This is a genomic window from Pseudomonas sp. LBUM1646 (genome assembly GCF_059716165.1).
In genome coordinates this window covers 6,326,301-6,338,708 of the sequence record NZ_CP166810.1, presented here as the reverse complement: position 1 = coordinate 6,338,708, position 12,408 = coordinate 6,326,301, and the positions used below count along the sequence as shown (strand labels likewise).

The window sequence follows — 12,408 nt, the reverse complement described above, 5'->3', positions numbered from 1 at the left end:
CGTCCGGCCAAGCATGGTAGCGCAGACGGGGCTTCTAAAGTGGGATCGTTCCCACGCTCTGCGTGGGAATGCGTCACCGGACGCTCGGCGTCCGTTTCTGGGACGCGGAGCGTCCCTGGCTGCATTCCCACGCGGAGCGTGGGAACGATCATGAGGGAAGGGCCGATCAGGCGCCGACGACCCCGCCATCTTCCCGGGTAATGGCCATCACCGAAGACCGCGGCTTGCCATTGGGCAAATGCTCAGGGAAGGTCGAGCCACCGTTCTCCCCCGGATGCTGAATCCCGACAAACAGGGTTTTCTGATCCGGCGAGAAGCTGATCCCCGTCACCTCGCAACCAATCGGCCCGACCATGAACCGACGGATTTCCCCGGTCACCGGGTCGGCGCAAAGCATCTGGTTGTTGCCCATGCCGGCGAAGTCACCGGCATTGCTCGAATCGCCATCAGTGAGAATCCACAAGCGTCCGGCCTTGTCGAAACCCAAACCGTCCGGGCTGTTGAACATGTTCTGCGGGGTGATGTTCGACGAACCGCCCTTCGGCTTGCCGGCATGGACGCCTGGATTCCCGGCGACCACGAACAAGTCCCAGGCAAAGCTTTTCGCACCGTGATCATCACGGTCAGTGCGCCAGCGCAGGATTTGCCCGTAGACGTTCTTCTCACGCGGGTTTGGCCCACCCACCGGCTGGCCGTCTTCGCCGCGCTTGGCGTTGTTGGTCAGTGTGCAATAGACCTGGCCATCCTTAGGGCTGACGACAATCCATTCCGGGCGGTCCATGCGCGTGGCGTTGACCACGCTGGCGGCGAGACGCGCGTGAATCAGCACTTCGGCCTGATCGGCAAAACCGCTGCTGGCGTCGATGCCATTCTTGCCGTGGGTCAGTTCGATCCACTGTCCTTGGCCTTTCGGGTGATCGGCATTGCCGTCACCGGCATCGAATCGCGCCACATACAAGGTGCCGTGGTCCAGCAGGTCGCGGTTGGCCTTTGGGTTCTTGTGATTGATCTTGTCGCGGCTGACAAATTTGTAGATGAACTCGCCGCGCTCATCGTCGCCCATGTAGACCACGGCGCGACCGTCATGGGTTTCGGCCAGTGCGGCGTTTTCATGCTTGAAGCGGCCCAGGGCGGTGCGTTTGACCGGCGTCGATTGCGGGTCGAACGGGTCGATTTCCACCACCCAGCCGTGACGGTTGAGTTCGTTGGGGTTTTTCGCCAGGTCGAAACGCGGATCGTGTTGATGCCAGTTGATGTCCTTGCTGGCGGCCACGGCGCCGTAGCGTTTTTGCGCGGCATCGAATTTTTGCTCGGCGTTGCTGCTGCCGAAGCAATCGGTGAAGTTTTCTTCGCAGGTCAGGTAGGTGCCCCACGGCGTCTTGCCGTTGGCGCAGTTCTGGAAGGTGCCGAGGACTTTCTTGCCGTGCTTGTCAGCGCTGGTCTTGAGCAATTCGTGACCGGCGGCCGGACCGCCGAAGCGCAATGTCGAGTTACCGTGGATGCGCCGGTTGTAGCGCGACCCCTGGACGAATTCCCACTGACCACGGCGACGCTGCACTTCGATCACCGAAACACCTTCGCAGGCCAGGGCCTTGCGCACATCCTCCGCCGATTGCGGCATGCCGCCGTGGGGATAGAGGTAGCGGTAGTTGGTGTATTCGTTGTTGATCGCCATCAACGCGCGGTCATTGTCGCCGGGGAAGGCGAACAGGCTCATGCCGTCGTTGTTGTCGCCGAACTGGACTTCCTGCGCCTGAGCGGTGCCGTTGCCGCTTGGGTCGAAGGCAGGACCGTTTTTCTGCAGGGGTTGGCCCCAACTGATCAATACCGAAGACTTGTAGCCCGGTGGCAGGGTGATCGCGTCGGTCGTGGCGGCGGCGATGCTGTTGAAACCCAGCAGTCTGCTGGAGCCGGCGCTGACACTGGCGGCCAGCACGCTACGGCTCAGCAGGTTGCCTCCGAGGAACATCGCCGCACCGCAGAGGGCGCCGGCGCTGATGAAACCACGACGGCTGAGGCCGACCATTTTTTCCAGGTCGGTGGATTGGTGTTCTTCTAATAGGCTCACATCAGGCTCCCTGCGGGTTTTTGCAGTCACCTTAATGAGCGTTAGTGAAGGTTTTGTTTCAGAGCGGTGTACCGAGCAGGACGTTGGACGGCGAGAATTGCACCAGCACTGGTTGGCCGACGCCAAGGCTGGAGGTTCTTAAATGCAGTGGCTCGGCCAGGGCACAGAGTGTCTGGCCATTGGGCAGGCCGATGCGCACTTCGCTGGGGCCGTCTTCGGCATCGAGAACCTCCTCAATAATGCCTTTCAGGCAATTGTTGCCAAGTGTTGCGGCTTGCTCGATGCCCAATAATTCCAGCCATCCCGCCTTGATCAAAGCCACGACCTCGGTACCGGTTTGCAGCTCCAGGCGCAGGGTGCTGTCGTGGGTGATCTGCGCGTCGATGTTCAAGCCTTCGGCCAGCTCAAGACGAATGCGGTCATTGCGACCTTGGGACTCGATCGCCACGACTTTGCCGTGCAGTTGATTGCGCGCGCTGGTGCGCAGCATCAGCCGACCGAGCAGGTCCAGGTCGCTGGCGTCCTCGGCCGCTTCCAACACTTGGGCCTGTAACACTTGCAGCTTTTGATACAGGCGTAGGACCCGTTCACCTTCGCTGGACAGCTTGGCACCGCCGCCGCCCTTGCCGCCGACGCTGCGTTCCACCAGCGGCTTTTGCGCGAGGTTGTTCAGCTCATCGATGGCGTCCCACGCCGCTTTGTAACTCAGGCCCGCGCTTTTTGCGGCGCGGGTGATCGAGCCTTGTTCGGCAATGTGTTGCAGCAGGGCAATGCGCTGCGGACGACGGACAATGTGCTGGGACAACAACGTAGGCAAGGACATGGCGAGGTGCTTTGGGCTGTGGCAATGGGGACGACGTTGGCGGCTTGGGACTCGGGAGTCAAGTCAGCTCACTTCACCGGGTTTGGGTGTGCGCGCCAGGCAATAGACATCGACCCGGGCGGCACCGGCGTCCATCAGCAAGCGAGCCAGGGATTGCGCGGTGGCGCCGGTGGTCAGTACGTCATCAATCAACGCCAGGTGACGACCCGTGACAGACGCGTCGGATGACAGGGCGAAGGCGTTACGCAGGTTTCGTTTACGCGCTTCGGCATTCAGGTCCTGTTGGGCGCTGGTGTCCTGAATCCTCAGCAACAGCGTTTCATCGCAAGGAATATTCAGTGTTTCACTGAGCCATCGTGCGAGCAGGGCCGCCTGGTTGAAACCACGTTGGCGCAGGCGCTTGGCAGCCAGCGGCACCGGGATCAACGTATCGGGTCGCTCCAGGTCTTCATCGAAGCGATGTTGCAGGAACTGGGTAAGAAGTTCGCCGAGTAAGCGGCCAAACGGCCACTTCGCGTTGTGCTTGAAGCGAGTAATCAGCGTGTCCAGCGGAAAGCTGTACGTCCAGGGCGCCGCCACTCGCTCGAAGGCCGGTGGCTGTTGCAGGCATTGGCCACACGTCAGGCCGGGCGCGGGTAGAGGCAGGGCGCAGGTCTGACAGTGATCGCCGAGCCAGGGCAGTTCGGTTTCGCAGGCCGTACAGATTGGCGTGGAGTGATCGGCGGGCTCCCCACAGAGCAAACAGAGTTGTTTGTTTTTTAACCAGATGTAAACCGGTCCTTCGTATCGTGGTTGACAGCGCATCGCTCTTCCTTAAATATGCCGAACATCCGTGTCGCGCCTGTGGGTATTCCATTCCCCAGCCGCTTGCCAAGCATAAATCAAGGAAACGCCCATGAGCGCCAGCACCTCTGCAACCCTGCGTCATGACTGGTCTTTGGCCGAAGTCAAAGCACTCTTCGTTCAGCCATTCAACGACCTGTTGTTCCAGGCACAGACGGTGCACCGCGCGCATTTCGACGCCAACCGGGTTCAAGTGTCGACCTTGTTGTCGATCAAAACCGGCGCCTGCCCGGAAGATTGCAAATATTGTCCGCAATCCGGTCACTACAACACCGGCCTGGAAAAAGAAAAACTGATGGAAGTGCAGAAGGTCCTCGAAGAGGCTGCTCGCGCCAAAGCGATCGGTTCGACGCGTTTCTGCATGGGCGCGGCGTGGAAACATCCGTCTGCCAAAGACATGCCTTATGTATTGGAGATGGTCAAAGGCGTGAAAGCCATGGGCCTGGAAACCTGCATGACCCTCGGTCGTCTCGACCAAGACCAGACCGTTGCGCTGGCTGATGCCGGCCTCGACTACTACAACCACAACCTCGATACCTCGCCGGAGTTCTACGGCAGCATCATCACCACCCGCACTTACGGCGAACGCCTGCAAACCCTGGCGTACGTGCGTGAATCGGGGATGAAGATCTGCTCCGGCGGCATCCTCGGCATGGGCGAATCGCTTGATGACCGTGCCAACCTGCTGATCCAGTTGGCCAACCTGCCGGAGCATCCGGAGTCGGTACCGATCAACATGCTGGTGAAAGTCGCCGGTACGCCGCTGGAAAACGCCGATGACATCGACCCGTTCGACTTCATCCGCATGCTCGCCGTCGCCCGTATCCTGATGCCGCAATCCCACGTGCGCCTTTCCGCTGGCCGCGAAGCGATGAACGAGCAGATGCAGGCCCTGGCGTTTTTCGCTGGCGCCAACTCGATTTTCTACGGTGACAAACTGCTGACCACCGCCAACCCGCAGGCCGACAAGGACATGCAACTGTTCTCGCGTCTGGGGATCTTGCCGGAAGCGCGGGAAGAGCATGCTGATGAAGTGCATCAAGCGGCTATCGAGCAGGCATTGGTTGAGCAGAAGAGCAGCGAGCAGTTCTATAACGCCGCTGTTTGACAACCGTTGAACCTGTAGGAGCAAAGCTTGCTCGCGATTGATACGCCTCGGTCTGCCTGAATGAACGCGGCGATCCCATCGCGAGCAAGCTTCGCTCCTACAGAGGCTGTACCTCTTTCCTAATCGCGAGGTCTGCATGTCTTTCGATCTCAGCGCGCGTCTTGCTGTCCGTCGTGCCGAAAATCTCTATCGCCATCGTCCGCTGCTCGAAAGCCCTCAAGGCCCGGAAGTGGTGGTCGATGGTCAGCCATTGCTGGCGTTCTGTAACAACGACTACCTGGGCCTGGCCAATCACCCGCAAGTGATCGAAGCCTGGCGCGCCGGCGCGGCGCGTTGGGGCGTCGGCGGAGGGGCTTCGCACTTGGTCATCGGCCACAGCACGCCGCATCATGAGTTGGAAGAAGCCCTGGCCGATCTGACCGGTCGCCCGCGTGCGCTGCTGTTCACCACCGGTTACATGGCCAACCTCGGTGCCGTCACCGCGTTGGTCGGACAAGGCGATACGGTGCTGGAAGACCGGCTCAATCACGCGTCTTTGCTGGACGCCGGTTTGTTGTCCGGTGCGCGTTTCAATCGCTACCTGCACAACGACGCGGTCAGTCTGGCCAAGCGTCTTGAGAAGGCCACCGGCAACACGCTGGTGGTCACCGACGGCGTGTTCAGCATGGACGGCGATATCGCCGACCTGCCAGCGCTGGCCCGGGAAACCAAGGCCAAGGGCGCGTGGTTGATGGTGGATGACGCCCACGGTTTTGGTCCGCTGGGCGCTAATGGCGGCGGGATCGTCGAGCACTTCGGCTTGAGCCAGGAGGATGTACCGGTGTTGGTCGGCACCCTCGGCAAGGCGTTCGGCACGGCCGGTGCGTTTGTGGCCGGCAGTGAAGAGTTGATCGAGAGCCTGATCCAGTTCGCCCGCCCTTACATCTACACCACCAGCCAACCGCCGGCCCTGGCCTGCGCCACGCTGAAGAGTCTCGAACTGCTGCGTACTGAGCATTGGCGGCGCGAGCATTTGAAGACGTTGATCAGCCAGTTCCGCCACGGCGCCGAGCAAATTGGCCTGGAGCTGATGGACAGCTTTACGCCAATCCAGCCGATCATGATTGGCGATGCCGGGCGTGCCGTTCGACTGTCGCAGATGCTGCGTGAGCGCGGGCTGATGGTCACCGCGATTCGTCCACCGACCGTGCCGGCCGGCAGCGCGCGCCTGCGGGTGACCCTGACCGCCGCCCACAGCGAGGCGCAGGTGCAGCTATTGTTAAATGGACTGGCTGATTGTTTTGCACAACTGGGACCGGAGCCAAGCCATGCGTGACCGACTGATTCTGCTGCCCGGTTGGGGCCTCGGGATTTCGCCGCTGGAGCCTTTGGCGGCGGCGTTGCAGGGGCTGGATGAACACCTGCGGGTCGAGATCGAGCCGTTGCCGGAGCTGGAATCGAGCGATCTTGAAGAATGGCTCGATGAGCTGGATTCGACCGTGCCTCAGGATGCCTGGCTCGGTGGTTGGTCGCTGGGCGGGATGCTCGCTTCCGAGTTGGCGGCGCGGCGCGGTGATCGTTGCTGCGGTTTGCTGACCCTGGCGAGCAATCCTTCGTTTGTCGCCCATGAACAATGGCCGAGTGCGATGCCCGGCGAAACGTTCGATGCGTTTCTGGCCGGTTGCGGCGCCGATCCGCGCATGACTTTGAAACGTTTTTCGTTGCTCTGCGCCCAAGGTGCGGAAGACCCGCGCGGGTTATCGCGATTGTTGCTCGGCGGCGCGCCGCATACGTTGGCTCAGGTGTTGATGAGCGGCCTGGAACTGCTCGCGCAACTGGATACCCGGCAAGCGCTACAGGCGTTTCGCGGCCCACAACTGCACCTGTTCGCCGGCCTCGACGGGCTGGTCCCGGCCGAAGCGGCGGGGGAGTTGCTGGCCTTGCTGCCGGATGTCGAAATCGGCCTGATCGAACAGGCCAGCCACGCGTTTCTTCTGGAAGACCCCCACGGTGTGGCAGGGGCGATCCAGGCTTTTTTGCATGAGTCCGGTGATGACTGATTTATCCCTTCCCAACTTGCCCGATGGCTTGCCCGACAAGCGCCAGGTAGCGGCGTCCTTTTCCCGTGCGGCGGCCAGCTACGACAGTGTGGCTGAGTTGCAGCGCGATGTTGGCAGCGAGCTCTTGCGTCGGTTGCCGGATGATTTTGTGCCTGATCGCTGGCTGGACCTGGGGTGCGGCACCGGGTTTTTCAGCCGCGCGCTGGGTGAGCGTTTTCCTGCCGGTCACGGGGTGGCGCTGGATATCGCTGAAGGCATGCTCAATCACGCCCGGCCATTGGGCGGCGCTACGCATTTCATCGCCGGTGATGCCGAGCGGTTGCCGTTAAAGGCTTCGACCTGCGACCTGATCTTCTCCAGCCTGGCGGTGCAGTGGTGTTCGGACTTTGCGGCGGTGCTCAGCGAGGCGAATCGGGCACTGAAACCGGGCGGAATTTTCGCGTTTGCTAGTCTGTGTGTCGGCACGTTGTACGAATTGCGTGACAGCTGGCGTCAGGTGGACGGCATGGTGCACGTCAATCGTTTCCGCGAGCTCGGGACTTATCAACAGCTGTGCGCGGCCAGTGGCTTGAAGGTCGTCAGCCTGCAAACCCGTCCACATGTGTTGCATTACCCGGATGTGCGTAGCCTGACCCATGAACTCAAGGCGTTAGGCGCGCATAACCTGAACCCCGGTCGGCCGGGCGGTTTGACTGGCCGGGCAAGGATCCTCGGCTTGATTGAGGCATATGAGCAGTTTCGTCAGGCACAAGGACTGCCGGCGACTTATCAAGTGGTTTATGCCGTGTTGGAGAAACCCTTATGAGCGCAGCCTATTTCATTACCGGCACTGACACAGACGTCGGCAAGACCACCGTCGCCGCCGGTTTGCTGCATGCCGCACGCCTGGCGGGCTTGAGTACGGCGGCGGGCAAACCGGTGGCCTCGGGGTGTGAAGTGACCCCCAAAGGGTTGCGCAATGCTGATGCGCTGGCGTTGTTGGCGCAATGCTCGGTGCCGCTGACTTATGCACAGGTCAATCCGGTGGCGTTCGAGCCGGCAATCGCTCCGCATCTGGCCGCGCGGGAGGCGGGCATTGCGTTAACGGTGCAATCCTTGTTGGCGCCGATGCGCGAGATTCTGGATCTGCAGGCGGATTTCACGCTGATCGAGGGTGCTGGCGGCTGGCGCGTGCCGTTGGCGGATCAGGACAACCTCTCGGACCTGGCGATAGCGCTGGATCTGCCAGTGATTCTGGTGGTCGGCGTGCGTCTGGGTTGTATCAACCATGCGCTGTTGACGGCTGAGGCGATTGCTAACGATGGGCTGCAGTTGGCGGGATGGGTGGCCAACATCATCGAACCGAAGACTTCGCGCCTGGAGGAGAACCTTGCCACGTTGGCCGAGCGGATACCCGCGCCGTGCCTGGGCCGGGTGCCGAAACTCAAATCAGTGACGGCGGAGGCGGTGGCTGAGTATCTTCAGCTGGATCTGCTGGATTAATGTTTTTGCCTATGACAAGGCACTGTGCCATTAGTGTTTTTGTCGGGTGTTTTGTCCGCGCGTCTGCTTCAATGGCCGCTGTTGATCCTTTGCAAGGACGAGTTCTCCCATGGAAATCTCAGGAAGCACCGCTTTTTATGCCGGTCTGAGCACTATTCAGACAGGGCAGAACCGTGTCGATCAGGCCGCTGGCCAGATTGCCAACACCACTATTGAACGTTCGCAGACCAGCCAGTCTTCCGAATCTCAGGTCGATCGTTTACGTTCGGTTGATCGCAGTCAGGAATCAGACGTGGCCAGCAATATGGTCGAAATGTCCCAAGGCCAGTTTCAGGTTGAGCTCGGCGCGAAAGTCGCCAAGGCTTCCGATGAAGTGCTTGGGACGTTGATTGATACCTACGCTTGAGTTTTTTGTTGGCATAAAAATGCGCTCGGTTGAGCGCATTTTTTTTGACCGACATTCTTCACTTGCCGGTGAAGGCTGTGATGCTCGGGTGACGTTCTTTCGCCCAGTTGATGCCTTGGCTGCCGGCAAGGAGAATTCGTCCATCAGGCTGGATAGCAATATCCCTGAACTCGCCTGATACCGGGGTGTTGTCGAAGTATGGGTCGCGGTCGCCGTTGGGTAGGAAGCGTTGCTTGTGGCCAATCACTCGGTTAGCTCCAGGGGCCTCATTATCGAAACCACTGCCTGCCACCACGATTTTTCCATCCGGTTGTAGCGCTGCGGTCGCCCAGCCCACATCTGCCAAGTCATGTTCGGTGTAGACCGGTTTGCCATCGTGGAAGCTTGAGTCACGATAACCGTCCGCCGTCAGTTGCATCAGTACGCCACGCTTTTTGCCAGGGCCTATAGTGCGGCCAGTGAGGACAATTCGGTCGTCATCCAGAATCAGAAGCCTGGATAGAGGGTAGACATTCACGAAGTCTGCCAATTCGTCCGAACCTTCGGATGAACTCTCGATCGGGATATCGATAAATCCACCCTCGCCAAAGGTTTCGTCCAGTACACCCGAAGGGCTATAGCGAGCCAGCGACATATTGTCTAGAGATCCGTATTTGCCCGCTACCACGATGCTGCCGTTGTGTTGCACCTGTACAGCGCATGCTCTGGACGGTTGGTCGTGAAACCGGATCTCAATGAAACCTGCTTGCCCAAAACCTTCATCCAGGTCCCCGGTGCTTTTAAGGCAGTACAGTCTGGTGATGTTCCTGTACAGGCTCCCCGTTATGTAAACCGCCGCAACAAGAATCTTGCTGCCTTGTTGCAGGCATCCATCGCTCGTTGGGTACCAAAAAGCAGGGGTGGGTTGATGGTCATCCGGCTGCGGCAGGATTCTGCGGCCGAACACCAGATCCGGGCTGCCATTTGGCAGCAGGCGCGTGACGGCGGGACGGGAAGTTCGGTTTCGTATGGACTCGCCAATCACGACAACGCGTTTGTCGTTCGCGAAGGTTTGCAGGAGCAAGCGGTTGGACCGAGACGTGTCACTGTTTTCAAAATTCCATCGATCGGAAGTGAATGCTGGATCCTTGCCACCATTGGCCAAAGCGCGATCAGTGAAAATCTTTCCGTCCAGTTCTGTGGCATGTGTCACTGCACCGTTCTCGGCGCAGGCGAGGTTGAACGTCCTGCCGGGCTCAGTGCTGGGGTAAATGTATCCGTTATTGCCGAAGCTGATGTCTCTGTCACCAGCCTGCTGTGGTTGTACTCCTGATAATTCGCTCATGGTGCTCTCCTTGATTTGCCATTCTCTGAATAAAACTCGTTGGCCGATCCAAGGAGTTTTACGGCTCCATTGGAGACGCTTTTTTTGCATGAGGTAACTGTCAGAAATTACAGGTCACGCCTTTTAAGGGCATGGTGCCGTCACCAGGCTGAGGACTCGATGCTGTTTTCGACGCGATTTCTGCTATTCACTAAACTGGATGAATAGCGATAAAACCTGCGCCTTTTCAATGTGAGGCGCGCTGCACGCGCGCCAATTTTCCATGAGCCGTGACGAATGGTATTGGCGCGATGCTTGACAAGATTTGGTCGTAAACGTATGTTTCAAACAACTGTTTGACCGTCACAACAAATCAACACGGTCGTTCATTCCCGGTTACATCAGCAGAGGTTTATCGCTATGCCTGACTACAAGGCCCCCTTGCGTGATATTCGCTTCGTTCGTGACGAACTGCTCGGCTACGAAGCGCACTATCAGAGCCTTCCGGCTTGCGCAGACGCAACTCCGGACATGGTTGACGCCATTCTCGAAGAAGGCGCCAAGTTTTGTGAGCAGGTGCTGGCACCGCTGAACCGCGTGGGTGACACCGAAGGCTGCACCTGGAGCGAGTCCGGCGTTAAAACCCCGACGGGCTTCAAAGAAGCCTACAAACAATTCGTCGAAGGCGGCTGGCCAAGCCTGGCTCACGACGTAGAGCACGGTGGCCAAGGCCTGCCGGAGTCTCTGGGTCTGGCCGTCAGCGAAATGGTTGGCGAAGCCAACTGGTCGTGGGGCATGTACCCAGGCCTGTCCCATGGCGCGATGAACACCATTTCCGAGCACGGTACGCCTGAGCAGCAAGACGCTTACCTGACCAAACTGGTTTCCGGCGAGTGGACCGGCACCATGTGCCTGACCGAACCGCACTGCGGCACCGACCTGGGCATGCTGCGCACCAAGGCCGAACCTCAGGCCGACGGTTCCTACAAAGTCTCCGGCACCAAGATCTTCATCTCGGCCGGCGAACACGACATGGCCGACAACATCGTCCACATCGTGCTGGCACGTCTGCCGGATGCACCGGCTGGCACCAAAGGCATCTCGCTGTTTATCGTTCCGAAGTTCATGCCGAACGCCGACGGTTCGATCGGCGAGCGCAACGCCGTGACCTGTGGTTCCCTGGAACACAAAATGGGCATCCACGGTAACGCGACTTGCGTGATGAACTTCGACGCGGCCACCGGTTTCCTGATCGGCCCGGCGAACAAAGGCCTGAACTGCATGTTCACCTTTATGAACACCGCGCGTCTGGGTACTGCTCTACAAGGTCTGGCTCACGCCGAGATCGGTTTCCAGGGCGGCCTGAAATACGCTCGCGATCGCCTGCAAATGCGCTCGTTGACTGGCCCGAAAGCGCCGGAAAAAGCCGCTGATCCGATCATCGTGCACCCTGACGTACGTCGTATGCTGTTGACCATGAAGGCTTTCGCCGAAGGCAACCGCGCGATGGTTTACTTCACCGCCAAGCAAGTCGACATCGTCAAGTACGGCGTAGATGAAGAAGAGAAGAAGAAAGCCGACGCACTGCTGGCTTTCATGACTCCAATCGCCAAAGCCTTCATGACTGAGGTCGGTTTTGAATCCGCTAACCACGGCGTGCAAATCTACGGCGGCCACGGCTTCATCGCCGAGTGGGGCATGGAGCAGAACGTTCGCGACAGCCGCATTTCGATGCTGTACGAAGGCACCACCGGTATCCAGGCACTCGACCTGCTGGGCCGCAAAGTGTTGATGACCCAAGGCGAGGCCCTGAAAGGCTTCACCAAGATCGTCCACAAGTTCTGCCAGACCAACGAAGGCAACGAAGCGGTCAAAGAGTTCGTCGAGCCATTGGCTGCGCTGAACAAAGAGTGGGGCGAGCTGACCATGAAGGTCGGTATGGCTGCCATGAAAGACCGCGAAGAAGTTGGCGCGGCCTCCGTGGACTACCTGATGTACTCCGGTTACGCCTGCCTGGCCTACTTCTGGGCTGACATGGCGCGCCTGGCGGCCGAGAAACTGGCTGCCGGCACCACCGAAACCGCGTTCTACACCGCCAAGCTGCAGACGGCGCGCTTCTACTTCCAGCGCATCCTGCCGCGTACCCGCACTCACGTAGTGACCATGCTGTCGGGTGCCAACAACCTGATGGACATGAAAGAAGAAGACTTCGCACTGGGCTACTAAGCCTTCGCGCAGTCGTTAAGAAAACCGCTGCTCCTCCGGGAGCAGCGGTTTTTTTTTGCCTTGAATTTGAACCCCCCCATTGCTGGGGCCCATTCCCCGGTATTAATGCC

General features: G+C 59.5%; 11 protein-coding genes. 7 read left to right on the top strand and 4 right to left on the bottom strand.

All coding sequences use genetic code 11. The features are described 5' to 3' along the window. Nucleotides 1–166: 166 nt before the first annotated feature. The 3 genes from ACA071_RS28945 to ACA071_RS28935 all read right to left on the bottom strand — a co-directional run bounded on the left by ACA071_RS28945 (nucleotide 167) and on the right by ACA071_RS28935 (nucleotide 3,695). Entirely contained in the window at nucleotides 167–2,068 is a 1,902-nt protein-coding gene (locus ACA071_RS28945) for a PhoX family protein (RefSeq protein WP_497642156.1), read from the bottom strand. Between the two features lie 58 nt (nucleotides 2,069–2,126). Next, entirely contained in the window at nucleotides 2,127–2,891 is a 765-nt protein-coding gene (locus tag ACA071_RS28940; protein WP_497642155.1) for a TOBE domain-containing protein, read from the bottom strand. Nucleotides 2,892–2,954: 63 nt separating this feature from the next. Then, nucleotides 2,955–3,695, bottom strand: coding sequence for a double zinc ribbon domain-containing protein (locus ACA071_RS28935; protein ID WP_497642154.1), 741 nt, complete (start codon nucleotides 3,693–3,695; stop codon nucleotides 2,955–2,957). 91 nt (nucleotides 3,696–3,786) lie between these two features. Here ACA071_RS28935 and bioB point away from each other — a divergent pair, with 91 nt between their 5' ends. The 6 genes from bioB to ACA071_RS28905 all read left to right on the top strand — a co-directional run bounded on the left by bioB (nucleotide 3,787) and on the right by ACA071_RS28905 (nucleotide 8,769). Next, a complete protein-coding gene (gene bioB, locus ACA071_RS28930) occupies nucleotides 3,787–4,842 on the top strand; it encodes a biotin synthase BioB (protein WP_054044178.1) in 1,056 nt (351 codons plus the stop codon). Nucleotides 4,843–4,978: 136 nt separating this feature from the next. Then, nucleotides 4,979–6,157: an 8-amino-7-oxononanoate synthase gene (bioF, locus tag ACA071_RS28925; RefSeq protein WP_497642153.1), complete on the top strand. Its 1,179-nt coding sequence runs from the start codon at nucleotides 4,979–4,981 to the stop codon at nucleotides 6,155–6,157. Then, entirely contained in the window at nucleotides 6,150–6,881 is a 732-nt protein-coding gene (locus ACA071_RS28920; protein ID WP_497642152.1) for an alpha/beta fold hydrolase, read from the top strand. The genes bioF and ACA071_RS28920 overlap by 8 nt, the downstream gene beginning before the upstream one ends. Then, on the top strand, nucleotides 6,874–7,686 hold the full coding sequence (gene bioC, locus ACA071_RS28915; RefSeq protein WP_497642151.1) for a malonyl-ACP O-methyltransferase BioC: 813 nt from the start codon (nucleotides 6,874–6,876) through the stop codon (nucleotides 7,684–7,686). Before ACA071_RS28920 ends, bioC begins: the two co-directional genes overlap by 8 nt. Further along, nucleotides 7,683–8,363: a dethiobiotin synthase gene (gene bioD, locus ACA071_RS28910; RefSeq protein ID WP_497642150.1), complete on the top strand. Its 681-nt coding sequence runs from the start codon at nucleotides 7,683–7,685 to the stop codon at nucleotides 8,361–8,363. The genes bioC and bioD overlap by 4 nt, the downstream gene beginning before the upstream one ends. Nucleotides 8,364–8,472: 109 nt before the next feature. After that, nucleotides 8,473–8,769 carry a pyrroloquinoline quinone biosynthesis protein PqqE gene (locus tag ACA071_RS28905; protein ID WP_497642149.1) on the top strand — a complete coding sequence of 99 codons (297 nt, stop codon included), beginning with the start codon at nucleotides 8,473–8,475 and terminating at the stop codon, nucleotides 8,767–8,769. Between the two features lie 58 nt (nucleotides 8,770–8,827). On the opposite strand, the gene ACA071_RS28900 is transcribed toward ACA071_RS28905, so the two are convergent. After that, nucleotides 8,828–10,093 (bottom strand): hypothetical protein, encoded by a 1,266-nt coding sequence (locus ACA071_RS28900; protein ID WP_497642148.1) that lies wholly within the window; start codon nucleotides 10,091–10,093, stop codon nucleotides 8,828–8,830. A gap of 399 nt (nucleotides 10,094–10,492) precedes the next feature. Between ACA071_RS28900 and ACA071_RS28895 the strand changes: the two genes are divergently transcribed. Continuing rightward, on the top strand, nucleotides 10,493–12,298 hold the full coding sequence (locus ACA071_RS28895) for a phenylacyl-CoA dehydrogenase (protein WP_201189810.1): 1,806 nt from the start codon (nucleotides 10,493–10,495) through the stop codon (nucleotides 12,296–12,298). Nucleotides 12,299–12,408 lie beyond the last annotated feature (110 nt).